Source organism: Hymenobacter sp. HDW8 (genome assembly GCF_011305775.1).
Taxonomy (GTDB): Bacteria; Bacteroidota; Bacteroidia; order Cytophagales; family Hymenobacteraceae; genus Hymenobacter; species Hymenobacter radiodurans.
On the sequence record NZ_CP049907.1, the window covers coordinates 3615355 to 3640797 of the forward strand.

Consider the following 25443-nt stretch of genomic DNA (forward strand, 5'->3'; position numbering starts at 1 on the left):
GCACCACAAATATGATGTGTGTTAAATTCTAATCCTGATCATTGCACGGAGCTGCTAGAAGGTGAGCCATCCACACTTCCTCTTGTGGGCCTTTGCGGAATCAGTTACAAGGCACCGCTACTACTATATAAAGAACAATGCCAGCAGTAGCTATAGGGTGGCTTAAAACGTGGGCAAAACCTTCCCTGTTTTCAACCAGCTAGCCAGCTAAAAACATCATAAAAAATAGGTAATATTGGATGGAAATATGCGCCTTCCTTTCTGGTCGATCATATTCTCTCGCCTCACTTCCTTTTTCACCCCCGTAGAACGTCCGTTTTATGCCCCTTAAATCCTTGTGGCTATTGGGCCTAGGCCTTACCCTAGCATTGCCCCCAGTCGTGGCTCAGCAAACACCCGCCCCGAAGAAAATTACCAAGCCAGCGCCTGCACCCGGGGGCACCAAGTTGGTCGAGAAAGTCACCCGCAAGGGCTCGGAGCTGGTGATTCCCTACGAGAAGTACGTGCTGCCTAATGGCCTGACGCTACTCGTGCACGAAGACCACAGCGACCCGCTGGTGCATGTGGATGTCACCTACCACGTGGGTTCCGCCCGCGAATCGCTGGGCAAGTCGGGCTTTGCCCACTTCTTCGAGCACATGATGTTCCAGGGCTCGGACAACGTGGCCGACGAACAGCACTTTAAAACCGTAACGGCCTCGGGCGGCAATCTGAACGGGACTACCAACCGGGACCGCACTAATTATTTTGAAACCGTGCCGAACAATCAGCTCGAAACGGCCTTGTGGCTGGAAGCCGACCGGATGGGTTTCCTACTCGACGCGGTAACGCAGCAAAAGTTTGAGGTGCAGCGCTCAACCGTCAAAAATGAACGAGGTCAGGGCGTGGACAACGTACCCTATGGCCGAGCCGAAGAAACGCTGTATAAAGCCCTGTACCCCTATGGCCATCCCTATTCCTGGGATGTCATTGGCTACCTGGAAGACCTGGACCGGTCGGACGTAAACGACCTGAAGAACTTCTTCCTGCGCTGGTACGGCCCCAACAACGCTACAATCACGGTGGGTGGCGACGTGAAGCCGGCCGAGGTAGTGAAGTTGGTCGAGAAGTATTTCGGCTCTATCAATCGCGGTCCGGCCGTGGAGAACATGAAGCTGCCCGCCCCCAAGCTCACGGCCGACCGTTATGTCAGCTACGAAGACAATGTGCGCTTCCCCATGCTGCAAATGGTGTTTCCGACTGTCCCGCAGTACCACCCCGACGAAACACCACTGGATGCGTTGGCAGAAATTATGGGGCGGGGTAAGAATTCACTGCTCTATAAAAACCTGGTCAAGAACCAGAAAGCCGTTCAAGCGTCGGCTTCTCACCCCTGTTCGGAGTTGGCCGGAGAATTTAACATAACGGCTCTAAGTTTCCCTGGCAAAGGTTTGGATAGCACGGAGGTACTCGTGCGTCAGACCCTGGCCGAGTTTGACAAAACCGGCGTCAGCGACGAGCAGGTGCAGCGCTTCAAGTCGAGCCGGGAAGCGCAGATAATTAACAGCCTAGCAAGCGTCAGCGGTAAGGTCTCGCAGCTAGCTGCCTACCAGACCTACACCGGCAACCCGAACCGCTTGCCAGAAGATCTGAAGCGCTTACGCGCCCTGACCAAAGCCGATGTAGTGCGCGTCTACAACCAATACATCAAAGGCAAGAAAGCGGTATTAGTAAGCGTAGTGCCCAAGACGGCTCCTAATCTGCTCGCGAAGGCAGATAACTATACGGTTTCCCAAGAAGGCTACCAAGCCCCGGCGGATGTCTATAAAGGCCTGACCTATGTCAAAGCCAAGGATACGTTTGACCGCAGCCAGCAGCCCAAGAGCGGCACCAACCCCGTCGTGCAAGTACCCGCGGTATGGCAGGAGCAATTCAAGAATGGCTTGCGCGTAATGGGCACCCGCAACACGGAAATCCCGTCGGTGACGATGCTGCTCACCATTCGCGGCGGCCACCGCTTAGAGCAAGCTGACCGGAGCAAAGCCGGCATTGCCTCGCTCACGGCCGCTATGCTGAATGAAGGCTCGCAGAAATACACCGGCGAAGAGTTTACCGCGGCCCTAAACCGCTTGGGTAGCACCGTGCAGGTTAGCGCCGGCGCCGACAACACGACGGTGTACGTGCAGTCGTTAACTAAAAACCTGGACCAGACGATGGCCTTAGTAGAAGAGCGCTTGATGCGTCCGCGCTTTGACGCGGCCGACTTTGCGCGCATCAAGAAGCAAACGCTGGAAGGTATTGCTAACCAGAACACGCAGCCGGTCACGATTGCCAACAAGACGTATAGCCGCCTGCTGTATGGCGCCGAGAACATCATGAGCATCCCGACCAGCGGCACGCAGAACTCGGTGCAGAGCATCAGCCTGGACGACGTGAAGCAATTCTACGCCCAGAACTACGCACCCAACATCTCGCACCTCGTGGCCGTGGGCGACGTGGAGCAGCAGGCGCTGGTCTCGAAGCTAGGCTTCTTACAAAACTGGAGCCGCAAGGAAGTAACCCTTCCAGCTGCTACGGTGGCCTCCAAGCCGGACAAGACCAAGCTCTACTTTGTGAATAAGGACGGGGCCGCGCAATCGGAAATACGTATTGGCTATGTGGCCTTGCCCTACGATGCGACGGGCGATTACTACAAAGCTTACCTCTCGAACTACGTTCTAGGTGGTGCTTTTAACTCGCGCATCAACTTGAATTTGCGCGAGGACAAAGGCTACACCTATGGGGCTGGGTCAGGCTACTCCGGTAGCCGCTACGCTGGGCCCTTTACGGCTAGCGCGGGCGTGCGGGCCGATGCTACGGCTGCGTCGGTGAAAGAGTTTGTCAAGGAAATCGACTCGTATCGCAAGACTGGGATTACGGATGAAGAGTTGGCGTTCCTCAAGTCGTCGGTGGGCCAGAGCGATGCCTTGCGTTACGAAACTGGCCAGCAGAAAGCCGCCTTCCTGGGTCGTTTATTGGAGTACGACCTGACGCCGGATTACCTGAAAAAGCAAACGGAGATCTTGCAGAACTTCACGAAAGAAGACGTGAAGGCCAGCGCCGCAAAGTACCTGCCCCTAGAGAGCATGGTGTTGGTAGTGACCGGCGATAAGCAGCAGCTGCCCGAGTTGCAGAAGCTGGGCTATGAAGTCATCGAACTGGACCTGGATGGCAACCCCGTCAAAGCCGACATGTCCGCTTCCTACAACGTGGTCGCCCCGGCGGCCGCCGCGCCCGAAGCGGCGCCGGCCACGGATAAAAAGGCCAAGCGGAAGATGAAGTCGGAGGACGGCAAGAAGATGAAGATTAAAGAGAAAACAGAAAAGACCAAGTAGCCTTTTTCAGTAGAATACCCTGAAAAGCCTGGTTCCGTGAGGAGCCGGGCTTTTTTGCGAGTACATATTTTAGTTATGCAGACTAACCCACCACGCCCCACTGTTAGGCCTTAATCCTAGCAAATCATGATAGGCATCTTCGAGCTAGGCTTACTGAAAAAGCCCCCACGGTAGCACAGTTACAGTGGGGGGCTTTTTTACTTGTGATTTATGATAGACATCTCGGCTAAATAAGTAGCCGGGCCATCGTCGGCATGAGGCTGGGGTTTTAGCTACCTTTTGCCTTCCTGAAAAAATATTTCAGCACCCTTGTAACGATTACCCAATCTCCCGGTACTCGCTGCAATTCAACCCCAAAACTCACGCGGTGGAAACCAGAAGCGACGAAGAACTAATGGCAGCTGTGCAGGCCGATGACCTCGACCAGGTAGTGCCGTTGTTTGAGCGCTACCAAGGGCCACTGTTCAACTTCCTCTACCGCCTCACTAGCGACTACGAAACCAGCCAGGACCTTACGCAAACGGTGTTTGAGCGCCTGCTGAAGTACCGAGCCAGCTACCGGTCCGGTCAGCCTTTCCGGGCCTGGGCCTACCAACTGGCCCGCAACGTGCACACCGACCACTGGCAGCGCCAGCAGCGCATGCGCACTGCCGACGTGGTAGAAGTAGAGCGTAAAGGGGCATTGGGCGGAGCTGCCTTCCGCCACACGGCCGCCGCCGACCGCGAACAGGATTTGCACGAAGCAATGGCTCAGCTCTCCCCGGCTCAGCACGAAATTCTGGTGCTGCATCGCTTCCAGGGCTTCAGCTACGAGGAGATAGCCGACATGCTGGGCTGCACAGCGGGCGCGGCCAAAGTAAAAGCGCACCGGGCCTTACAAGCCTTGCGCACCATCTATTTCAACTAACAACCATGAATATCACGCCTAATTCTTCCGAATGCCTTGATGTAGCCGACCTGCTGGTTGACTATGCCGAGCACAGCCTGCCTCCGGCTCAGACGGCCCAGATGGCGGCTCACGTAGCTACGTGCCCCCGCTGCCAGGAGCGCGTGGCGCAGTTGCAGGAGTTGGGGACCAAATTTGAAGCTGCCGAGCCTATCACTCCTCCACTAGCATTGCGCGTAAACTTTATGGCCGCGCTAGAACGAGAAAAAGCGGCGCTGGCAAAGCCTGAATCAGAAGTGCGCGAGGCGAAAGTAGTGCGCCTAGAGCCAGCCAAGTCGGAGGAGTCGGGAATGTGGTGGCTACGGATTGCCGCCAGCCTTGTGCTGCTGGCTACGGGTGTGCTGCTGGGCAACTTGTGGCGGCCGTTAGGCGCTGATGTTGCTGGCATCAGCCCGGTAGCTACCACGGCTGACTCACGCTTGGGTACTCTTAAGGTAAATCCTGCGGTGCCTTCCCTCTCCGCCAGCGACCGGATTCAGCTGGTAAATGAGATGGCTGGGGAAGTAAAGGGCAGTGCCGACCCAACGGTGCAGGCGCTTATCAATACGCTCAACTTCGACCCGAATACAAACGTGCGATTAGCTGCCGGGCAGGCACTCTACCGCCTTCGCGACGACCCCCGAGTAAGGGAGGCCTTCGTGCAGTCGCTTACCATTCAGACCGACCCCAACGTGCAAATCATGCTCATTGAGCTACTGGTGGCCCTGCGCGAGCGGCGGGCCGTGCCGGAACTGGAGCGTTTGTCGCAGCGCCGCGATGCCTTACCCATTGTGCGGCAGCAGGCAGAATCGGGGCTGGGCCAGCTGATACAGATATAAAGCGCAATAGCATACAGAGCCGACCGACGCAACAAGGCTGATTACGAAGCGAATGAAGTTGCTTCGCTCCACTCGGCATGGCTGCTCCACAAGCTCACCTACACATACTTTTCTCTCTTCTTAATCCATTTTCCCAACGAACTGGGCCTGAAAAAAGCCCCCGGAAGTCGCGGTTGCGGGTACGTTCGACTCCTTTCTTACTCCACTTCTCTTTGTCATGAAAAAGACTCTGTTTCTCACTCTACTTTACCTACTAGCGGCTAGTCCGGCCTTGTGGGCCCAGGAATACAAGCTTAAGCTCGGCGGTAAAGCCCGCAAAATCGTGCTGGATATGAACGGCAGCGATGTCACGCTGGAAGGCTATAACGGCGATGAGCTCATCATTCGGGGCAACGGTTTCGAGCCAGCCCCCAAGCGCGCCGAAGGGCTACGGCCCGTGTACAACTCGGCTGTTGACAATACCAAGATTGGCCTTTCCGTGACCGAAAAGGACAATGTAGTGCGCGTGGTGCAGGCCTCTCGCAAGGATACGGACTACGTTATTCGGGTGCCGCGTCAAACAGCAGTAGTGTTTACCCAAACCCAGTTTGGCAGCGGCAATCTGAAAGTAAACGACTTGCAGGGCGACCTGGAAGTAAACATGAAGAATGGCGACGCCCAACTTCTGAACATGGGCGGTGGCGTAGTAGCCAACAGCATCAGCAGCGACATTATCGTGCGCTACGCTGGAGTGGGCAAATCGCCCAGCTCTATTTCTAGTGTGAGTGGAGCGGTAGATATCACGATGCCGGCCAGCAGCAAAACCACCCTGCAACTGCGCACCATTTCGGGCGAGGTTTACACCGACTTCGACATCAACATGGGTAAGAGCAAGGAAGAGGGCGATATGCGGCGTGTGGGCGGCCAAACGGTGGAAGGCACCGTGAACGGCGGCGGTACCAAAATCGCCTTGCAATCGATAAGCGGCGACGTGTTCGTTCGCAAAGCGAAGTAATACTTCTGTCTACATATCAATTGGTTACACTAACTTAATTACTGTCTTGTCATGAAACTCTTCTTGCTACTTGGGGCCATGTTTGCCCTGCTCCTGGGCACGAGCCCTGCCCAAGCCCAAAAAATAATTGAGAAAAAAGCCCCCCTGAGCTCTAAGCAACGGCTGGTGCTGGATTTACAACAGGCATCCAGCATTCAGATCAAAGGCGGCAGCGGTAAGGAAGTAGCCGTGCGTGCCTCGGTTACCATCAACAATAATAAGCTGAACGACGCTTTACTGCTGACCCTGAACACGGAAGGCGACGAAGTAAAAGTGAAGTCGGCGTTCGATAAAGAGCTGCTCTACACCAGCAACGAAGCCGACTGCCCCGACGGCGAGGGTTACAGCACCTGGAACGACACGGGCAAGAATGGCAAGGGCTCGTACCGCGTCTGTGCCCGCATCGACTACGTGATTGAAGTGCCCGCTGGCGCCTCGGTTCAGGTGAATACTATTAGCGGCAACATTGAGGTTAAAGGGCTAAATGGCCCCCTGGAAGCGAAATCCATTAGCGGCTTTGTGGATGTGAGCTGGCCGCCGACAAAAGGCGCTGAAGTAGCCATGAAAACCATCACCGGTGAGGTGTACACCAACCAGGATATTGCCTTGAACGGCCAAAAAAACAACTCCCCCGTGGGCTACCAAGTGCGCGGCACGTTGGGCAGCAGCGGCCCGGCCATCCGCCTCGAGTCTATCAGCGGCGACGTATTCTTCCGCAAGCAGAACTAAACCCCCGTGGTGTTGGCTGGGGGGCAAATTTCCTCGCCAGTGAGTAGAATAAGGAAGTCGACGAAAGGCATTGAAACTAATAAAATGGTAGCTTGACAATTAAAATAATAGGTGTTTTAAAAATATATTTATGAATTGTAAAATACGCTTTGTGAATGTATTAAGCCCATATTGCTTGGGTTGCAGCTCCAATTTTTATTCGCTTAAATAATAAGGCCTGTAACTTATTCGTTCTTGCTTCCGTTGAGGGCTTGCGATTATCTTCTGATGGATATCGCTAGTGCATTTGCACTTGCTCTCGACTCTTTAAAAATCTCTTTTCAACATTAGTCCTGTATTATGAAAAAGTCCCTGATTTTAGTCGCTTTGTTGGTTGCTGGTATTTCTGCTGCTAACGCTCAGACTACTACCACCCAGAGCACCACGACTACAACGCAGCCCACCACGCCTACCAGCACTCAGAGCACCACAACCACAACACCGGCCACGGATGCTACTATCAACACCACTACTACTGCTCCTACGCAAACTTCTACTACTGTAGAAACGCAGAGCACGACCACGCAGCCAGCCGTTGCTGCTCCTAAGGATGAGGCTGCTGACGTAAAAGTGAAGAACAAAAAGAAGAAGTCTAAAATGAAGGCTGATCCATCAAAATAAGGTCTAAAACCTTAATTTGATTAAGTTAATAAAGCCCGCTTTACGCACGTAAAGCGGGCTTTATTTATTCTGCTTGGTCTTAATTAAGGGTCGATTATATTTTTATTGCTGTGTTTATTTTGATTATTTATATAAAATTTAAAAGCCAAAATTATATACGCTGCGAAAACTAAAAGCGGCTATTAAGGTTCATAACGCGTACTTGTTTTAGGGCTGTGCGAATTTGCGCCTAAATTCTCTGGACTTGATTCTGTGAATAATATGAAAACGAAATTCCTATGTGCGGCCTTATTATTAAGTGCCTCGGCGTATGCCCAAACGGCCCCCGCACCAGCTACGCCACCAGCCGCTACTGGTTCGCCAGCCGCGCCTCCAAAAGCAGCCACGCCAGCGCCCATCAATCCTGTACCTACGCCTCAGAATACGGAGCGCAGTACATTAGATCAAAGTGCGTCGCCTACGGCTCCAGCCCAGGAGCGGGTACGCAAACGGCAGACCGTGATGGATGGCCAAGCCTCTCCAAGTGTAGAAACCACCACCAACCGCCGCACCAAGCGAATAAACGAGAAGAAGCGCCCGGCCGCCGACACCCAGAATGGCACGCCACCTACGCGCTAGCTTACTGAATAGGTAGTAAAAAAGCCCTCCAGAGAATATCTGGGGGGCTTTTTTGCGAGTGGTTGATTTTTATTCCTTGAGCTTGACACTGTGTTGCAGCAGTAAGTCGCCGAGGGCGCGAAGGGCCGCTTGGGCGTCGGGCGTGGCATGCACGGCAGCCTGCAACGTCTGCGTGCCCAGCATATCCAATGAGTCGCCAACGGCCGCGCCATCAATGCCGTCGGTGTTGCTAAGCAATGATTGTAGATTTCCGAGCTCCCGGTCAATGTCCTGTAGCTCTGGAATACCGCTTTGTTGCAGGGTTTCCTGCCAGGTATCAATGTTGGTGTGAGCCGTGCTTAAAGGCAGGGAAGTGAGACCACCGTGCAGGGCGTGTACCGTGCCGGCAAGCAAATCGGCGCCGGACTGAGGGGCGTTTGGCTGGTTCATATAATGGGGAATGAATGACGTGTGTAAACCTAAACGGAGGCGCTGAGTGGGATTGGCGCAGCCAAACCCAACTCGCGCAGAATAGCCACGGCGCGCAGGGCGCTGGCTTCTTTGTCTTTAATTTCAAGCATCATATCTACGTCGAGGCCGTTGAGGTGCGTGATAAATTCACGAAACCTATCCTCTACCAACGACGAAGTGTGCTTGCCCTTGCGCTCCCCAAGCTGCTGAGAGCTGTAATCCATCATCAGCACGCCGTCGCGGGTGGGGTGCCAGGTGCCGGCCGCTAGCCGCAGGGCTTCCTGCATTGGCTCCTCGTGGTTGAGGCACTCGTGGTGGAAGTTGTCGAACAGAATAGGAATACCTACGGCCTCGTGCACCCGCAGGCAGTCGCGCAGACTAAACAGACGGTCATCGTTTTCGATAACCAGCCGCACCTGCACCGCTTCCGGGAGCGTGCGGTAGGTGGCAATAAAGCGCTCAATGGCCACGTCTCGGTCGCCGTAGAGGCCACCCACGTGAATTTGCAGCTTGGCCGTGCTATCAAGGCCCATCAAATCCAGCATGGAGCCCTGATAGACCAGCTCGGCAATGCTGCGCTCCACAATGCCCGGATCGGGGGAGTTGAGCACCACGAACTGATCGGGGTGGAAGGAGATACGCATCTGCTCGGCCTTGATATAATCGCCGATAGCGCGGAAGTGGGGGGCAAATTCTGTCTGCCACGGAAACGTATTGACCGCATGCGAGCCAAAAGGCACGATGCCGGAGCCGATTCGGAAGAAGAGCAGACCGTGCTGGACGTTGTATTCCAGAATGCGCTGCAAACAAGCCAGATTATTGGTAACGGTGGTTACCACGCGCTCATCGGTGTAAGACGCCAGCCGGAAAGTAGTGGCCGCGCTACAGTCGAGCGTTTCATTTACGCAGGGATACCCAATTTTCATAGCTTCAGCTTACGCAGGTTGCGCGTCGGCTGTTGTGGGAAGCGCCTAATGGCCAGCGCCTCCAAGCAATGAAATACTACTCGTACCCCGATTATCCTTGAAGTTGCGGTTATAGCGCTCCCGGTCGCGGCGGGCTTGCTCCATCTTCTTTTTCAGGGCTTCCTGCTGTTGTAGCTCCTCTAGCTTGCGCCGCGCCTTGCCCTCCCGCGAAAGAGCATCGTAGAGCAGACTGGCTGGGTTTTCAAGGGAGGCAACCGGCGCTTTAGGAGCCGTTGAGTCGACGGGGAACAGTGGCTTGGGCGCTGGGGGGCGTTTTACGGCGTTGGCGGGCGGTGTGGGGCGGCGCACATTGCGCAGGGCCTTTTTTATCTGCGCATCCGCTGGGCGGCCTTCCTGCACCCGCACTTCGCCCAGTTGAATGCTGGCCCGATCGAGCTTTACCTGCACAATGAGTTGGGAAAGTCCCGAGCGGCCTAACGCCATTCGCTTGGTGGCAAAGCCTAGCGAAATAAACTCCAGCGTGTCCGTATACGCCACGTCAATGCGGAAATCACCGTCGTTGTTGGCTACTACGCCGGTTTTGGTGCCCTTAATACGCACGGTGGTGCCAGGTATTGGTTTGCCGTCGGCAGCATTGATAATTGTGCCCGACACGCGCAACTGAGCCGAGGCCGACAGGGCCATCAACAAGCCCAAAACCAGCAGTACAGCGGCTTTACTCCAGAATCCGGTGAACAAACGAGACGATAAACCCATCAATTATACGAACGCAACCAAACTGCAAGGTAGCCAACTACAGAGTCAAAAAAAGCCCGCACCGTTGCAGGTGCGGGCTTCGATTAACCAGAAAACTGGCGGAGCGGTTCGTTATTCCTCTTTCATCTTGGTTTCGCCGTCGTCGTCCACTTTCACTTTGGAGCCGTCGGCAGCCTTTATTTTCATTTCACCGTCCGATTCGGTTTTCACCTTGGTGCCGTCGGCGTACTTGGTTTTCGTGTCGCCATCGGCTTCCGTTTTGGTTACGCCTTGGTCAACCGCGGCTGAAGCTGCAGGTGCGGGCGCTTCCTCCATGTACATTTCCTCGGCGTAGTTCATGCGGTTAGCTACGTAGGCGTCGTACTGCGCCGGATCGGAGAAAACAGTTTTGAACTGCGTATCGATTTCGGTATTAATGCTTTGCATAGCCGCGTACATGCCCGTGGTGTCGGTGGCATACTGTGCCTCCAGCTCAGCGAGGCGGCGCGAACGCTCGAAATAGATATCCTCGGCCCGGGCTACTACGGTCGTATCCGTGATTTTCAGGTCGGAAGCCATGCGTGTGGCAATGCGGGTAGCGCGGCTGCGCGACGCGGCCGGCGTGGTGGTGACGGTCTGCGTGGTCGTTGTGGTCGTCGTGGTTTCGGCTGCTTTTTCCTGCGAGCAGGACGCAAATGCCAGCGCACCGGCGCAGGAGAATAGGAGGAAGGTCTTTTTCATGACAAAAATGTGGGAGGGAGAGAGTAGTGGTCCGAGAATCAGACCACGGCCGCTATACGGTTCAGGTTGTTTGCAGTTGTATAATTGAATTATTATATATAAAAAAGCCCCCAACGCCATTGCCGGGGGGCTTTTTTATATATAAATGATACGGCTGCTTACGCCCGTCGCAATTCAAATACGGTTATTTCGGGCAGGAAGCCCACCCGCCCCGGATAGCCAATGTAGCCCAAACCGGTGTTCACGTACAGGTATTGTTGTCCCTTGTTATACAAGCCCGCCCACTGCTTATACACATACTGCACGGGGCTCCACTTAAAAAACGGCAGGTTCACGCCAAACTGCATACCGTGCGTGTGGCCCGAAAGGGTGAGGTCGATATCGGGATAATTCAGCACCTCACCTTCCCAGTGGGATGGGTCGTGGGAGAGGAGAATTTTGAAGGGCGCGTCGCCGCTGGCGGCGTGGGCCTTGGGCAGGTTGCCGTACTTGGGAAAGCGCATCTGGGCGCCCCAGTTTTGCACGCCCAGTACGGCTATTTTCTCGCCGTCGCGCTCAATGGTATGGCTTTCATCTAGCAGCAGGCGCCACCCGATTTTGGCGTGATTCTGCGCCAGGCGGGCCAAGTTGGCGCGCTTGGCTTCCGGGCTGGGCCACTCCACATAGTCGCCGTAGTCGTGGTTGCCAAGAATAGAAAGCTTCGGTAGCTTCGACTGAATCTGGGCCAGGGTATCGATGTGGGTTTCGACCTCGGTAGCCACGTTATTCACTAGGTCACCGGTCATAAAAATGAGGTCGGCCTGCTGCTTATTAATCATCCTGACGGCCCGTTCGAGCGGCTCGCTCGACTGAAAACTACCCGTGTGCAAATCCGAAATCTGAAGCACTTTAAAGCCGTCGAAAGATGCCGGTAGGTTGGGGAAGCGCAGTGTTACACGTTTCACCTGGTAATCGGTTGCCCCGCGCAGCATTCCCCAGACAAAAGCCACGAATGGAATGCCTGCTACTACCAGTGCCAAGCCGCTCAAAAACTGACTCCGCGTAATGGGCGTGCCGGTGGCCACACCATCACGTTGCGTAAACTGCTGCACCACCCAGCGCCCCATCCGAACTAAATCTTCGGGGAGCAAAAACAGCAATACCACTAGTTTGGCCAGCAGCAAACCCACCAAGGCGCTGGATAGATACGTTTTATAGGGTGCCGGGCCGTTGTGGCGGGTAGTAATTGCCCAGATAGCGAAACCCCAAGCCAATACAGTGACAATCCAATAGATAGCTCCGGCAAGGCGTCGTCCGCTAATAGAGCTGGCCGGAATAAGGGTTTTTATAGCTTGGTAGCCGTACCATTCGGCTAAAATGAGCAATAAGATGAAGGGGAAACTCAGAATTCGTGACATGCGGATAATTAAAGAGGAATCTGGCGGCTTTGGTTTAGTTATTGAAAATGCCAGGTAAGAATAGGATAGACGGCTGACTACAGCTTTTACCTTAAGCACCAGCCCTCAGCAACAATAGTGCAGTATGAAATCAGTTGACAATCTGGCGGAAGAGGCCGTGGCCCCCGTGCGTTACGTAGCGCCCACTTCTTTCGGTATTAAAAGCTGGGCCGAGGAAGACCGCCCCCGCGAAAAGCTCCTGCAAAAAGGCCGCTCAGCTCTCTCCGACGCGGAGCTAATGGGAATTCTGCTCGGCTCAGGCACCGCCAAGCTCTCGGCCGTCGACGTAGCCAAGCTGATACTGAATGCGGTAGAGAATGATTTGAATGAGCTAGCCAAATTGTCGGTGAAGGAGCTGATGCGCCACAAAGGTATCGGGGAGGCGAAAGCTATAACCATCGTGGCGGCTTTAGAGTTAGGCCGGCGCCGCAAGGAAACGGCTGCCGCGGCTCGCACCACCATTACTTGCTCCCGCGATATTTACCAGCTCATCCGCCCCAATCTTCAGGATTTGCCTCACGAAGAATTTTGGGTGATTCTGCTCAACCGCGCCAACGTGGTCATGCGCAAACAACCCATCAGCAGCGGAGGCGTAGCCGGCACCGTTGCCGACCCGAAGATGATTTTCAAACACGCCCTGGAGCAGTTGGCCAGTTCTATTATCCTGGTACACAATCACCCCAGCGGCAACCAGAAGCCCAGTGCTGCTGATATTGCCCTTACCCGCAAGCTCAAAGAAGCCGGCCAGTTCTTGGATTTGCCTATCCTCGACCATTTGATTTATACCGACCACGGCTACTACAGCTTCGCCGATGAGGGCGTGCTGTAGCGCGAACTTTCAGTTCGTGTATCGTGGCTTATGTTGTTAAAAATGCCCCCAACGCAAGTCGTTTAACGATACGCGAAGCGGAAGCTTCGCGCTACAAACAACGGCGCTTACCTTTGCGCCAATATGCGCATCAATCCCAAGCTTTTTATTCTCCTGGGCCTAGTTCTCGTACTCGGCTATTTCCTCCAAGACCTCGTCCTGAACGACGAGCAATATGTTGCTCGCATCGAGAAGGAGCGCCACGCCAAAAACGACGAGTTTCGGCGAGTGCAAGGGTCGCCGCTGTCCGCCGAGCAGCGCCAGGAGTTCGACAGCCTGCACTACTACGCTCCCGATAAAACGTATCGCCTCACCGCCGAGTTTGAGCCCTTTCCCGTGCGCGATACCATTGCTATGCGCCTCACCGACGGCAAGGCCGAAAAGTATCTGCGTTGGGGCCGTGCCTCTTTTGAGTGGCAAAAGCAGCCGCAACGCCTCACTGTGTTTCGCAAAGCCAACGGCCCCGATACCACGCTTTTCATTCCCTTTACCGACAAAACCAACGGCTTCGATACCTACGGCGGCGGCCGCTACCTCGACGCTGACCCCGTGGGTGAAGGCGATGACGAAATCGTGCTGGACTTTAATAAGGCTTACAATCCCTTCTGCGCTTACAATGTGTCCTTCGCCTGTCCTGTGCCGCCCGCCGAGAACATCTTATCCGTGTATATCAAGGCTGGCGAAAAGACATTCGACAAAGATTAAGTTGAGTTGACGCATAAGGAATGGGTTGTTTGCTGTTCTTGCTCCGCCAAACCGAATAGAAGTTTTGTGGGCTTGGCCTTTCAGCCTGCCTTCCTCAAATTTCTACCTTTGCCCATTCCGCCGTTTCCGCGCTAGTACATTCGGCTCCTGATTACTGCTTATCCATTACCCATGAAAATCTCCCTCGACTGGCTCCGTACCTTAATTCCCACCGATAAATCGGCCACAGAGTTGGCGGCTTTGCTTACGGGCTCGGGCCTGGAAGTGGAGGGCGTAGAAGAGCTGGAAAGCATACCGGGCGGCCTGCGCGGCGTGGTAATCGGTGAAGTGCTGACCTGCGAAAAGCACCCCGACGCCGACAAGCTCAGCCTGACTACCGTAGCCGTAGGCGACACTACACCGCGCCAAATCGTGTGTGGTGCTTCTAATGTGGCCGCTGGCCAGAAGGTAGTAGTAGCTCTAGAAGGTGCTACGCTGCATCCAGCCCAAGGCGAACCATTTAAGATCAAGAAGTCCAAAATTCGGGGCGCCGCTTCCGAGGGTATGATTTGCGCCGAGGATGAAATTGGCATTGGCACTTCCCACGCCGGTATCATCGTACTCGATACGGACCTTCCCAATGGTACTCCGGCCGCCGACTATTTTGGCTTAGGTTCGGATGCCGTGCTGGAGATCGGCCTAACGCCAAACCGCGCCGACGCGGCCTCTCACTACGGCGTGGCCCGCGAGTTACGCGCGCTCCTACGCCAGCCCTGCCACCTGCCTGATGTAAGCGCATTTTTGCCCCCCACAGCCGCCGCGCAGAATGTGCAGGTGCTGATCGAGGACGAAGAGGCCTGCCCACGCTACGCCGGTTTGCTGTTGGAGAACGTGCAGGTTGGCCCGTCGCCGGAGTGGCTGCAGCGGCGCCTGCGCAGTATTGGCTTATCGCCAATCAATAATGTAGTGGACGTGACCAACTTCGTGCTGCACGAGCTGGGCCAGCCCCTGCATGCCTTCGACGCCGACCAGATTCCTGGGGAGAAAATTCGCGTGAAGCGCGCCGCTGAGGGTGAAAAATTCACAACGCTGGATGGCACTGAGCGCACCCTACGCGCTGACGACCTGGTAATTGCTGGCGGGGGCGGGGAGCCAATGGCCTTGGCTGGGGTATTTGGGGGGCAAACTTCCGGTGTAAGCGCCACTACCAAGCGTGTGTTTCTGGAAAGTGCCTACTTCACGCCTGCGGTGGTGCGTCGTACCAGTCAAACCCACCAACTCAAAACCGACGCTTCCTTCCGCTTCGAGCGCGGCACCGATCCGAACATGGTGCTGGTAGCCTTGCAGCGGGCTGCCCTGCTGCTCCAGGAAGTAGCTGGCGCTACCATTGCTGCGCCCGTCGTGGATGAGTACCCGAAGCATGTGCTGCCTTTTACCGTGCGTCTGCGTTTTTCGCGGGTAGAGCGCCTGATCGGTCAGTACATCGCACCGGAGCAAATCCGCCAGATCCTGACTGATTTGGATATCATTATTCAAAATGAAACCGGTGATGACTGGTGGTTGATTGTGCCGCCTTTCAAGGTAGACGTGACCCGCGAGGCTGACGTAATTGAGGAAATCCTGCGCATTTACGGCTACAACAATGTGGCTTTGCGTCCGAACAATTCAGCTTCCTTCCTAGCCAAATTCCCGAATCCTGACCCAGAGATTCTGCGCCAGAATACGTCCCGTCTGCTTAGCGGCCAAGGCTTCTCGGAAATCATCACCAACTCCATCACTAACTCCCGCTATTTCGAAGCCGACGGCGAAACCAACGAAGCCTTAGTGCGTGTGCTGAACTACAACAGCGCCGACCTAAATGTGATGCGCCCGACCGTGCTGCACAGCGCCTTGGAAGTCGTGCGCTATAACCTCAACCGTCGTCAGCGCGACCTCAAGCTTTACGAGTTCGGTAAAACCTATTCTCGCAAAGCCGACGGGCAATACGAGGAGAAAAACAGCCTAGTAATTTTGCTCACCGGCAACGCTACCGCTGAAACCTGGCAGCACAAAGCCGAGAAGGTAACCTTCCATCACCTAGCTAGTGCCGTGCAGCAAGTTCTGACTGCACTGGGTCACGCCGCGCCCACTTCCCAACCCGTGCAGCACCCATATTTGGCGGGTGGCCTGACCTTGCTAGCGCACAACCAGCCGGTAGCTCACCTGGGGGGCATTTCTGGCGGTGTACTTAAGCGCCTCGACGTGAACCAACCCGTGTGGTACGCTGAGCTGGACTGGGATTGGTTGGTAAAGAAATACAAGAACGCCCTCGTGGCCCGCGAGCTGCCCAAGTTTCCCGAGGTGCGTCGCGACTTGTCGTTGGTAGTCGACAAGGCCGTAACCTTCGACCAGCTGCGCCAAATTGCTCAGCGGGCCGAGCGCAAGCTGCTGCAAGGCGTGAATGTATTCGATGTGTATGAAGGCGATAAGCTGCCGGAAGGCAAGAAGTCGTACTCCGTCAGCTTCAGCCTGCAAGACCTCACCCAAACGCTCACCGACCAAGCCATCGATGGGGTAATGCAGCGCCTGATCCAACAATTTGAAAAGCAGGCAGGCGCCGTAATTCGTCGTTAGCCCAAGCGCCGCAGTAGGTTTGAACTCGTGCTCCTAGCTTGAAGTTTGGGGAACAGGTGAAATCCTGCCAAATTGCCTAAGCGAAGCAGACGGCAAATTTACTGTGGCGCTTATTTCTCAAAAATAATTCTCCCGCATGGCCTCCTCTCAGCAGCTCGCTCAACTAGACCGCCTAGAGCGGCAGGTAACCACCTTAGTGGCTGCCTATCAGCAGTTGCGCGAGGAACTGGCCGATGCTCAAACCACCATTCAGCAGCTTCACGCCGATGTGCGCGACCGGGAACGGCAGCTCAAGGATTTCCAGAATCAGGAGAATATCGCTAAACTTGTCCATACCATAGCAGAGGAACCTGCCAACGCCAACGAGCTTAAACTGCGCCTAAACGAATATATCCGCGAGATTGATAAGTGCCTTGCCTATTTGAGGGAGTAATGACCATCGAACGTCCAGCCAATTGCTGATGAGTGACTTAGCCATTAAAATCCGTATTGCCGAACGAGACTACCCCATGCGCGTTAGCCCCTTGGAAGAGGAGCGCCTGCGCCTGGCTGGGCGTCAGCTCAACGAACGGATCAAGGAATTTCGCGAACAGTACGGCATTCAGGACAAGCAAGACTTGCTAGCCATGATTGCCCTATCCACAATGGCTGACGGCTTGAAAGTCAGCAAAGAGAAGGATGGCACTGATGCAGCTCTTACTGAGCGCCTTACGCGCTTAGATAATCTGCTTTCGTCGCTGGTACTCGGCTGAGTACTGGCGCAGTTTTATGCCCGACCGGGCGGGGCCTACGCTCCGCTACTTGGAGATTGTTGGGCAGATTTTTTTGTTATGGTTTAGTAGTATCCCCTAAAAACCATAACTCATGCCCAACTACATAATCTATATTGTTCTAGCCGCCATCGTTGCCCTTGTGGCCGGCGTGGTGCTAGGACGCCTGCTGGCCGGCAAGGCCAGGCAGGACCACGAGGCCCAGGCGCAAGCCAGGGCCCAACAACTTCTTCAGGAGGCTGAGGCCCAAGCCAACCGCACCCGCGACGAGCGTATTCAGCAGTCCAAGGATAAGTTTCGTCAGCTTAAGAACGAGTTTGAGCAGGAAAGCAAACGCCAAAAGCAAGCGTTAGAGCAAGAGTTAACAGAGCGCCGGGCCACCGTACTTGAGCAGGAACAGAGCATCAAGCGCCTCACCGAAACCACGCAAAAGCAGCTCGAACAACTACAGCGTAAAGAGCAGGACTTAGAAACCCTCCGCGAAAAGCTTCAGGCCGATGCTCAGCAGCAGCGCGAGCGACTCGACAGTCAGGAAGAAAAGCGCCGCGTAACCCTCGAAACTCAGCAAGCCAAGCTCCAGCAGAAAGAGCACGACCTCGACGCCCGCATCCACGATGTACAGCACCAACTCGAAACCATCGCCAATTTGTCGGCGGCCGAAGCCCGCGAGCAGCTAGTTGAGTCACTGAAAAACGAAGCGCAAATTCAGGCATCCTCCTATATCAAAGATGTGGTAGCGCAGGCTAAGCTTTCGGCTACGAAGGACGCCAAGAAAGTGGTGCTGGAGACGATTCAGCGCACGGCCGCTGAGCACGCTATTGAGAACTGCGTATCGATTTTCAACATTGAATCGGACGATGTCAAGGGCAAAATCATTGGCCGCGAAGGCCGTAATATTCGTGCGCTGGAAGCCGCTACCGGCGTGGAAATCATCGTAGATGATACCCCTGAGGCAATCATTATTTCCGGCTTCGACCCGGTGCGCCGTGAGGTAGCGCGCTTGTCGCTGCACTTGCTGGTGAAAGACGGCCGTATTCACCCTGCGCGCATTGAGGAAATTGTGGCTAAAACCCGCAAGAACATCGACGAGGAAATCGTGGAAATCGGTGAGCGGACTATCATTGATCTCGGTATTCATGGCTTGCATCCCGAGCTGATTAAGATGGTTGGCCGGATGCGTTTCCGCTCCAGCTATGGCCAAAATCTGCTCCAGCACTCCCGCGAAGTAGCTAACCTCTGCGCCACCATGGCTGCCGAACTGGGCCTAAACGTGAAGCACGCCAAGCGCGCCGGTCTGCTGCACGACATCGGTAAAGTGAGCACTGAGGAGCCCGAACTGCCCCACGCCATTCTAGGCATGGAGCTAGCTAAGAAGTACAAAGAGCATCCCGACGTCATCAACGCCATCGGGGCTCACCACGACGAGATTGAGATGACCGCTATGGTCTCGCCCTTGGTGCAGGCCTGCGACGCTATCAGCGGCTCTCGCCCCGGCGCTCGGCGCGAGATGATGGAGAGCTACATCAAGCGCCTCAAGCAACTGGAAGAAACAGCCGTAAGCTTCGACGGAGTACTCCAGTGCTACGCTATTCAGGCCGGTCGCGAACTGCGCGTAATGGTGAACGCCGACAACGTAACCGACGACCGCGCCCAGGAGCTGAGCTACGAAATCTCGCAGAAGATTGAGAAGGAAATGCAGTATCCCGGCCAGATTAAAATCACCGTCATTCGGGAGATGCGCGCTGTAGCGTACGCCAAGTAAAGGCTTCATTTAGAGTAATAAAAAAGCCCCCAGCACTAGTGCTGGGGGGCTTTTTTATTACAAATTCCAAAAGCAGGTTATAAATTTATTAAAAGAAAGAAGTCTGAATTGGAATCATGCAGAATTGTGAAAATGGCTTCTAACGCAAGCTTTTAGCTGCGAATTGTTGAGATCTGTATGGCTTTAGATACTTTGTAAAGTCTGATTATCGTACAACTTGGGTTGAAAAGGAGGGAGTGCTAGAGTACTATTGATCTTTCTCTTAATAACCCCCAAGTGACTTCACTTTTACAGAATCAGTTTACCGGCACAGCATCTCTGTTGGTACTAAGCTTAACTACTAGCTGTACACTATACCAACCTATTTTGCCTAGCCCATCGCTTGTTCGGCAGAAAGGCGCAGTGGAGGTTAATGGAAACATACGTGTACCCGCTATGGAAGGCAGTATAGCGTATTCGCCTGTCCAGCATTTGCAAGTAGCAGCGAGAGGACATATTGTAGCAGCTACCAAGACGCCGGATAGTACCTACAGTTTCACGCGCAATAGGCAATACGAAATTGGAGTTGGATACTATACCACGATTTTTCGACCGAGCCTACACTTCAGCTTACCGCGGCCGGGTGTATGGGGCTCAAGGCTTTGGTGGCTTTCCTTCCGGCTTTCCGGTGACTGGCAATGGCGAGGTTAAAAAACCAGATTGGCGCGGAACGTATCACAAATACTTTGGGGAAGCTAGTGTAGCTCATTTTGATACTTCAGCCAGAGGAAACCAGCGTGTTATGGGCGCAACAGTGCGGGCTACCTGGGTGAAGGTTAATCGGCTTACACTGAATGATGTGCCTGCATACGAGCCATCTATGCTGTACTTTGAACCATCATGGTTCTGGCGATTAGGCTCACCGTGGCTACAAGGTCAAGCAACGGTAGGCATTTCTGTGCCTTGTGGGAAGATGAGAGAAGAGCAAAAAAGTGTTTTAGCAGACGGCTCCGTGTTACTAGGATTAGGAGTGATAATAATGCCCGCTGAGTTGTATAAAAAGTTAAGGATCGACTAAATAACGCTGAACTATCCAGTAGTACCACAATACACTGTACCACACCAAAAAAGCCCCCCAGCACAAATGCTGCGGGGCTTTTTTGGTGTTACCGAACGCATAGATAAAATGCCGCTTGGGCCTGACGCTATAAAGCCTACCGGTAGCTTGGGTTCTGAGTGAATTCCTCTTTGTTCAAAATAGCATCAAGCTGACGCTGCGGAATAGGGCGCACCGTATGATACGGCTGAATGCTGGCGCCTGCCTCCGGGTTATTGGCCTTCACCCGATCTACAAGCTTATTCGTGCGCTTGAGGTCGAACCAGCGCACTTGCTCACCGGCTAGTTCGCGGGCCCGCTCGTCGAGAATAAAGTCGAGGCTCAGGTTGGCGGCCGTAATGCGCATATCGGCGACTTTGCCAGGCAAGGCAGCCCGCTCCCGCACAGCGTTGATGAGGGTGGTAGCCTGTGCCGTGTTGCCCAGCTTAAACTGCGCTTCCGCGGCCATCAAATACACATCGGCCAAACGAATAACGTAGGCGTCGCGGGCACTTTGCTCCTCCTGAATGGTAGGGCGAGTAGGGTCCTCAAACTTACGTAGGCACACATACTGCAAGCGGTTTTTGGCGGTGCCGTTGGCGTTGTATATTGTGTTTACGTCGTAGGTCACGTACTTCTTTGACGCCTGTACCGAAGCAGGAATCGCCTTTTTAGTGGCCAGGATGGCGGTATCGCCCACGGCGAAACGACCGGCTACAGCCGTGTTAGCTAGCCACACTGTTCGGAAGGAAGCGGCGTAGCGTGAGTCCTTGGTTTCGTCGAACAGGTTCAGCAGGAACTTGGTCGGCATGAAGCGGTTGAAGGGCCGGCCATTCGCAACGTCGCGAACCATACCAGGCTGATCATCATACTTCATCAGCCACATCAAATGGCCATTATTACCCCCCCGCGAGTGCCCATCAGGATAAAGTGTGTTGTCCACCCGGTCGTTGAGGGTCAGCTCCTTGGTGTAGTTCACGGCCCACACAATTTCCCGGTTTTCCAGGTTCGTCATCGACCATAGGTCGGCGTAGCGGGGGAGCAGGATGAAATTGTAGCCCGAAATTACTTTCTGCGCCAGCGTAGCTGCCTGCTGGTTGTCGCCGCGCGTCAGGTAGATTTTGGCCAGAAACGCTTCCGCCGCCGGCTTGGTCACGCGGCCGTACTCGGCGGTAGTAGTCGGCAGATTCGCAACCGCTACGTTCAAATCCTCAACAATTTGGTTGTAAAAGGTATCAACTGGCGTGCGGTTGGCGGTGGTTTGCACTCCAGACGTTTCAGTAGTGGTGAAATGTACGCCACCCCAGGTCTCCACGATGTGCCAGTAGTAGAAAGCCCGCAGAAAGCGCAGTTCGCCCTCGCGCACCGTTTTCTGCGCATCCGTCATCCCCGAATCTTTCACCCGCGAAATACCAGCATTGCAAAGGTTAATGGCGGTATACAGCTTGCCCCACACGCTTTCTACCGCCCGCGAGCTGGATTGCAGCGTGGTGTATTCCGTCAGGTCGGGGTTCACGTCGCCGGCGCCGCGGAGCCAGAGGTCAGTGCCCATTTCCGACATGCTGATGCCGTCTTCCTTGCCGTACCACCAGCGCGTGTAGGAGTACGCCGCGTTTACTAAGCTCTCAAAACCGGCTGGTGTGGTGTACACGGCATCGGCGGTTAGGCCGGAGGGGTTGTATTCCTCCAATTGCTTTTCGCACGAGGTCAAAAAGGCCAGCGCGCAGGCCGCAACGCCTAAAGTTATCTTTGATATTTTCATCTTCTTCGTCAAATACTGGTTGAAAACACAGGCAATGGCTCCAAAAAAGCCCCCTAGAAGCCTAGGTTGATGCCCGCTGATACCACGCGCGGAATGGGAGTAGTGATTGCACCACCACGCTCAGGGTCGTAGTTGTCAATCTCACTGAGCGTCACCAAGTTCTTGCCCTGCACGTACACGCGGGCCGAGCTGATAGCCACCTTTTCCAGCCAAGAGGCCGGCAGGTTGTAGCCGAGCGTCACGCCGCGCAGCTTCACATATGAGCCGTCGCGGTAGCCGAGCGTGGTGCCGAACAATCCGTTCTGGAGCGTGCTCTTCGACAGGGCCGCGTCGGGGCGTGGGTAATCATTGGAAGGGTTTTCAGGTGTCCAGTAGTTCTGGCGTGAGCTATTCTCAATTCCCTGCGGGTCGAAAATCTGGGCGTAGTCGTAGTTAATCATCTGCCCGATGCGCGCAAATACCTGGAACGAAAGGTCGAAGCCTTTGTAGCTCAAGTCGCTGCTGATGCTGCCGCTCCACTTAGGCACGGCCGTACCAAGCACGCGCCGGTCGTTGGCCGCCGTGATGCGCCCGTCGCCATCTAGGTCTTTTACCTTGATCTGACCGGGCTTTTGGCCGAATGCCTTGGCCGCGTCAGCCTCATCCGTTTGCCAGATGCCGATCTTCTCGTAATCGTAGAACACCCGTACCGGCGAGCCGATAAACAGGCCGTTGGTAATGTCGTTGGCACCGGTGCCAAGTTCCAGAATCTCTTCTTTGTTCTTAAACCACGTCAGGCCCACGTTCCAAGTGAAATCTTCCCGCTCGACAACGCGTGCGTTCAAGCCCACTTCTACCCCACGGTTGCGGGTCTTGCCGATGTTTTGCGTGATAAATGATACGCCGGAAGACAGTGGTAGGAAGCGGTTTAACAACAAGTCACTGGTCTCGGTGTCGTACACATCTACGGAGCCAGTCACTCGGTTATCGAGAAAGCCGAAATCAAGGCCGACGTTCTTGGTCAGCGAAATTTCCCAGCCCAGCTCGGGGTTACCAATGCGGTTTGCAAAGGTGTAGCCCGCGGCGGCCGTTTCGCCAAAGGCATACGGAATCCGCGACAGCAAGCTCTGCGATGAGTACGCGGGCACATCGTAGTTACCGGCCCGGCCGTAGCTGGCGCGCAGCTTCAGATCGGTTACCGACGTCATGTCCTTCATGAACTCCTCGTCGATGATGCGCCAGGCCACGGCCGCCGAGGGAAAGAACGAGCCTTTGTTGCCCCGCGCCAGCTTCGACGATAAGTCTTCGCGGCCAGTCAGCGTTAGCAGATACTTGCCTTTGAAGCCGTACTGCACGCGCCCCGTGAACGAAATTAGCTTGCTGTCGGTGTAGCCGCTATTGATGCCAACTTGCTGGTTCGCATTAGCTAAGGCAAAGAACTCCTGATACGCCAGCAGCTGGTTGCGGCCCTGCGCGTTGGAGTTTTCGGTATTGAACGTCAGCAGCGACGTGACGCCGGTGGCCGTCAGCGAGTGGCTGCCGAAAGTCTTATTGTAGTTGAGAATGTTCTCCCAACTCCAGTTCGTGTCGAACTGCGTACCGTACGACGACTGCGAAACTTGTCCGTTGCGGTCGAGGGTGTATTGGCCTTGATAAATGCCCGTGCGGCCGTTGGAAAGCGTCAGCCCCAGGTTTGAGCGCAGGTTCAGGCTCGGCAGAATCTGGTAGCTGATATAGGCCGTGGAGAAAGTGCGCGTAGTGCGGGTATTATTGGCGTAGTTGTCCGGCAGCTCATCTACCAATGGGTTGATAAAGGCTTGGTTGTTAGGATAGTTAACGATGTTGCCATCCGCATCATAGGGCGTACCGAGGGGGTTAATTTTATTCGCTTGGTTGGTGGGGTCGCGGCGGGTATTCTGGTTGTAGTACGTCAGCTGGTTTTGTAGGCCGATGCTGACCTTGTCATTGAGTGCCTGGTCCAGGTTAGCCCGGAAAGAATAGCGGTTGAGGTTGTCGTTGCGGAACAGGCCCTGCTCGTTGTAGTAATCGCCCGACAGGTAGAACTTGGTCTTCTCCGAGCCGCCCGACAAGCCAATTTGATGCTCCTGTTGTACCCCATCGCGGAACAGCAAGTCGGCCCAATTGGTGGAGGTGCCGTTGGCAATGGCTTCCAGCTCCGCAGCCGTGAAAATCTTTGGGTCGTCGGCGGTGGTAGCCCACCGGCCGCTGGTGCGGTTGGCTTCCCGCTTCTGCGCCACAAACTCGGCCGCGTTGTTCACCTTCGGATAATATACCCGGTCGGTAATGCCGTAGTAGGAGTTGAGCGTGACGCGCGTTTTGCCCGCCGCGCCCTTCTTGGTGCTCACGATGATAACGCCATTTGCCCCCCGCGCCCCATAGATGGCCGTGGAGGCCGCATCCTTGAGCACCTCCATGGAGGCAATGTCGTTGGGGTTAATGTCCTGAATAGAGTTGTATTGCACCCCATCTACCACAAACAGCGGTCCGTTGCTGGCATTGATAGAGCGGTTGCCGCGCACCGTAATATTCACCGGCGCTCCGGCTTGGCCCCCGGCGCTAACGATGTCAACGCCCGGCAGCCGGCCCTGCAACGACTCCATGACGTTCGCCACGGGCACCTTTTTCAGGTCGGCCTCTTTCACGGAAACGATGGCACCCGTAACGTCGCTCTTTTTAACCTGACCGTAGCCAATTACAACCACCTCATCGAGGGCCTTACGATCGGGAGCGAGCCTGATTTTGAGGTCGGTCTGCGAGCCAACAGTAATCGTTTGCGTTAGGTAGCCGATTGAGCTCACCGTCAGGCTGGCTTCGCTACCGTCGGGCACGCTCAGCAAAAAGCGGCCGTCCGGATCAGTTGAAGCACCAACGGTCGTGTTTTTGACCAGTACCGTTACGCCCGGTAGTCCTTCACCGGTGACGGCGTCCAGCACCTGTCCCGTTACCGAACGGGATTGTTGGGCCCAAGCCGGCATTCCTGCGCAGAGCAAGATTGCTGGTAAGAGTAGTTTGTGCTTCATGTAATGTGGATAGATTGGAATAGAAGGAGTTACGTGGCTCTAAGGCCACGTTAGGTATGTATGCAGGGCGCCGCGTTCGTGCGCGACAGAAGCCATGAGTAGCTTCTGCAGAATGTCGCTTCTACCCGAGCCTTTACCTAGGCTCTGTGATGGCTCACGCGACAAAATACTAGCGTCATAGAATCGCTAGAAAACCTCTTTTTGGAGATTACTGTGGTATAATGTTAAATATTCCCACGGCCTTTGATTTGGCTGGGGGCTTTTTTTTTATGCAATCGTTATCGGGAACGTTGCCGGCTGACTCATCTCGCTCGCCTCTTGGTGGAATAGCTTGGTTTCTATTCGGTTAAGCGAGAATGAGAAGCTTGGCAATTGATGGCTCATACTGCCACTTGCGTCTGCGTTTTGACAGCCTGCGGTGCTATGAATAGGCTGACTGTCGAA

The 25443-nt window shown here is 54.8% G+C and carries 21 protein-coding genes; 14 read left to right on the top strand and 7 right to left on the bottom strand.

All coding sequences use genetic code 11. The annotated features are described in order from the left end of the window. The first annotated feature begins 320 nt into the window (after positions 1–320). The 7 genes from G7064_RS15410 (at position 321) to G7064_RS15440 (ending at position 8157) form a co-directional block, all read left to right on the top strand. Complete coding sequence (locus tag G7064_RS15410) at positions 321–3353, top strand: M16 family metallopeptidase (RefSeq protein ID WP_166074284.1); 3033 nt, start codon at positions 321–323, stop codon at positions 3351–3353. A gap of 367 nt (positions 3354–3720) precedes the next feature. Next, positions 3721–4260 (top strand): RNA polymerase sigma factor, encoded by a 540-nt coding sequence (locus tag G7064_RS15415; protein WP_166074285.1) that lies wholly within the window; start codon positions 3721–3723, stop codon positions 4258–4260. Positions 4261–4265: 5 nt separating this feature from the next. Continuing rightward, the gene (locus G7064_RS15420; protein WP_166074286.1) at positions 4266–5117 is read left to right on the top strand and encodes a HEAT repeat domain-containing protein; all 852 of its coding nucleotides are present in this window, start codon (positions 4266–4268) and stop codon (positions 5115–5117) included. A gap of 217 nt (positions 5118–5334) precedes the next feature. Next, positions 5335–6111 carry a DUF4097 family beta strand repeat-containing protein gene (locus G7064_RS15425; protein ID WP_133273974.1) on the top strand — a complete coding sequence of 259 codons (777 nt, stop codon included), beginning with the start codon at positions 5335–5337 and terminating at the stop codon, positions 6109–6111. A 51-nt stretch (positions 6112–6162) separates the two neighbouring features. Further along, positions 6163–6879, top strand: coding sequence for a hypothetical protein (locus G7064_RS15430; protein WP_166074287.1), 717 nt, complete (start codon positions 6163–6165; stop codon positions 6877–6879). Positions 6880–7218: 339 nt separating this feature from the next. Then, positions 7219–7539 carry a hypothetical protein gene (locus G7064_RS15435; protein ID WP_133273972.1) on the top strand — a complete coding sequence of 107 codons (321 nt, stop codon included), beginning with the start codon at positions 7219–7221 and terminating at the stop codon, positions 7537–7539. Positions 7540–7800: 261 nt separating this feature from the next. Further along, the gene (locus tag G7064_RS15440; protein ID WP_166074288.1) at positions 7801–8157 is read left to right on the top strand and encodes a hypothetical protein; all 357 of its coding nucleotides are present in this window, start codon (positions 7801–7803) and stop codon (positions 8155–8157) included. Between the two features lie 69 nt (positions 8158–8226). On the opposite strand, the gene G7064_RS15445 is transcribed toward G7064_RS15440, so the two are convergent. From G7064_RS15445 to G7064_RS15465, 5 genes are all read right to left on the bottom strand, one after another. Next, complete coding sequence (locus tag G7064_RS15445) at positions 8227–8586, bottom strand: hypothetical protein (RefSeq protein ID WP_166074289.1); 360 nt, start codon at positions 8584–8586, stop codon at positions 8227–8229. A gap of 29 nt (positions 8587–8615) precedes the next feature. Continuing rightward, a complete protein-coding gene (uvsE, locus tag G7064_RS15450; protein ID WP_166074290.1) occupies positions 8616–9533 on the bottom strand; it encodes a UV DNA damage repair endonuclease UvsE in 918 nt (305 codons plus the stop codon). A gap of 45 nt (positions 9534–9578) precedes the next feature. Then, on the bottom strand, positions 9579–10289 hold the full coding sequence (locus G7064_RS15455; RefSeq protein ID WP_166074291.1) for a carboxypeptidase-like regulatory domain-containing protein: 711 nt from the start codon (positions 10287–10289) through the stop codon (positions 9579–9581). A 111-nt stretch (positions 10290–10400) separates the two neighbouring features. Beyond that, the gene (locus G7064_RS15460) at positions 10401–11009 is read right to left on the bottom strand and encodes a hypothetical protein (RefSeq protein ID WP_133273967.1); all 609 of its coding nucleotides are present in this window, start codon (positions 11007–11009) and stop codon (positions 10401–10403) included. Positions 11010–11167: 158 nt separating this feature from the next. Next, positions 11168–12406, bottom strand: coding sequence for a metallophosphoesterase (locus G7064_RS15465; RefSeq protein ID WP_166074292.1), 1239 nt, complete (start codon positions 12404–12406; stop codon positions 11168–11170). Between the two features lie 124 nt (positions 12407–12530). Here G7064_RS15465 and radC point away from each other — a divergent pair, with 124 nt between their 5' ends. The 7 genes from radC (at position 12531) to G7064_RS15500 (ending at position 20199) form a co-directional block, all read left to right on the top strand. Then, entirely contained in the window at positions 12531–13274 is a 744-nt protein-coding gene (radC, locus tag G7064_RS15470) for a RadC family protein (RefSeq protein ID WP_166074293.1), read from the top strand. A gap of 123 nt (positions 13275–13397) precedes the next feature. Next, positions 13398–14018 carry a DUF1684 domain-containing protein gene (locus tag G7064_RS15475; protein WP_166074294.1) on the top strand — a complete coding sequence of 207 codons (621 nt, stop codon included), beginning with the start codon at positions 13398–13400 and terminating at the stop codon, positions 14016–14018. Between the two features lie 171 nt (positions 14019–14189). After that, positions 14190–16610 (top strand): phenylalanine--tRNA ligase subunit beta, encoded by a 2421-nt coding sequence (gene pheT, locus G7064_RS15480; RefSeq protein ID WP_166074295.1) that lies wholly within the window; start codon positions 14190–14192, stop codon positions 16608–16610. A 136-nt stretch (positions 16611–16746) separates the two neighbouring features. Continuing rightward, positions 16747–17043: a hypothetical protein gene (locus tag G7064_RS15485; RefSeq protein WP_133273963.1), complete on the top strand. Its 297-nt coding sequence runs from the start codon at positions 16747–16749 to the stop codon at positions 17041–17043. A gap of 28 nt (positions 17044–17071) precedes the next feature. Next, the gene (locus tag G7064_RS15490) at positions 17072–17362 is read left to right on the top strand and encodes a cell division protein ZapA (protein ID WP_133273962.1); all 291 of its coding nucleotides are present in this window, start codon (positions 17072–17074) and stop codon (positions 17360–17362) included. 112 nt (positions 17363–17474) lie between these two features. Further along, positions 17475–19142, top strand: a complete 1668-nt coding sequence (rny, locus tag G7064_RS15495) for a ribonuclease Y (protein ID WP_133273961.1) — start codon at positions 17475–17477, stop codon at positions 19140–19142. 559 nt (positions 19143–19701) lie between these two features. Further along, positions 19702–20199: a hypothetical protein gene (locus G7064_RS15500; RefSeq protein WP_166074296.1), complete on the top strand. Its 498-nt coding sequence runs from the start codon at positions 19702–19704 to the stop codon at positions 20197–20199. Between the two features lie 136 nt (positions 20200–20335). On the opposite strand, the gene G7064_RS15505 is transcribed toward G7064_RS15500, so the two are convergent. Both G7064_RS15505 and G7064_RS15510 read right to left on the bottom strand, forming a co-directional pair. Beyond that, on the bottom strand, positions 20336–21979 hold the full coding sequence (locus tag G7064_RS15505) for a RagB/SusD family nutrient uptake outer membrane protein (RefSeq protein ID WP_166074297.1): 1644 nt from the start codon (positions 21977–21979) through the stop codon (positions 20336–20338). Positions 21980–22032: 53 nt separating this feature from the next. Continuing rightward, entirely contained in the window at positions 22033–24999 is a 2967-nt protein-coding gene (locus tag G7064_RS15510) for a SusC/RagA family TonB-linked outer membrane protein (protein ID WP_166074298.1), read from the bottom strand. Positions 25000–25443: the final 444 nt, after the last annotated feature.

Bases quoted from the DNA above. Each gene is read 5' to 3' on its own strand.
- radC (WP_166074293.1), top strand. From the start codon at position 12,531: ATGAAATCAGTTGACAATCTGGCGGAAGAGGCCGTGGCCCCCGTGCGT.
- G7064_RS15445 (WP_166074289.1), bottom strand. From the start codon at position 8,586: ATGAACCAGCCAAACGCCCCTCAGTCCGGCGCCGATTTGCTTGCCGGC.
- rny (WP_133273961.1), top strand. From the start codon at position 17,475: ATGCCCAACTACATAATCTATATTGTTCTAGCCGCCATCGTTGCCCTT.
- G7064_RS15485 (WP_133273963.1), top strand. From the start codon at position 16,747: ATGGCCTCCTCTCAGCAGCTCGCTCAACTAGACCGCCTAGAGCGGCAG.
- uvsE (WP_166074290.1), bottom strand. From the start codon at position 9,533: ATGAAAATTGGGTATCCCTGCGTAAATGAAACGCTCGACTGTAGCGCG.
- G7064_RS15510 (WP_166074298.1), bottom strand. From the start codon at position 24,999: ATGAAGCACAAACTACTCTTACCAGCAATCTTGCTCTGCGCAGGAATG.
- G7064_RS15425 (WP_133273974.1), top strand. From the start codon at position 5,335: ATGAAAAAGACTCTGTTTCTCACTCTACTTTACCTACTAGCGGCTAGT.
- pheT (WP_166074295.1), top strand. From the start codon at position 14,190: ATGAAAATCTCCCTCGACTGGCTCCGTACCTTAATTCCCACCGATAAA.
- G7064_RS15435 (WP_133273972.1), top strand. From the start codon at position 7,219: ATGAAAAAGTCCCTGATTTTAGTCGCTTTGTTGGTTGCTGGTATTTCT.
- G7064_RS15410 (WP_166074284.1), top strand. From the start codon at position 321: ATGCCCCTTAAATCCTTGTGGCTATTGGGCCTAGGCCTTACCCTAGCA.
- G7064_RS15455 (WP_166074291.1), bottom strand. From the start codon at position 10,289: ATGGGTTTATCGTCTCGTTTGTTCACCGGATTCTGGAGTAAAGCCGCT.
- G7064_RS15460 (WP_133273967.1), bottom strand. From the start codon at position 11,009: ATGAAAAAGACCTTCCTCCTATTCTCCTGCGCCGGTGCGCTGGCATTT.
- G7064_RS15505 (WP_166074297.1), bottom strand. From the start codon at position 21,979: ATGAAAATATCAAAGATAACTTTAGGCGTTGCGGCCTGCGCGCTGGCC.
- G7064_RS15440 (WP_166074288.1), top strand. From the start codon at position 7,801: ATGAAAACGAAATTCCTATGTGCGGCCTTATTATTAAGTGCCTCGGCG.
- G7064_RS15420 (WP_166074286.1), top strand. From the start codon at position 4,266: ATGAATATCACGCCTAATTCTTCCGAATGCCTTGATGTAGCCGACCTG.
- G7064_RS15475 (WP_166074294.1), top strand. From the start codon at position 13,398: ATGCGCATCAATCCCAAGCTTTTTATTCTCCTGGGCCTAGTTCTCGTA.
- G7064_RS15490 (WP_133273962.1), top strand. From the start codon at position 17,072: ATGAGTGACTTAGCCATTAAAATCCGTATTGCCGAACGAGACTACCCC.
- G7064_RS15430 (WP_166074287.1), top strand. From the start codon at position 6,163: ATGAAACTCTTCTTGCTACTTGGGGCCATGTTTGCCCTGCTCCTGGGC.
- G7064_RS15465 (WP_166074292.1), bottom strand. From the start codon at position 12,406: ATGTCACGAATTCTGAGTTTCCCCTTCATCTTATTGCTCATTTTAGCC.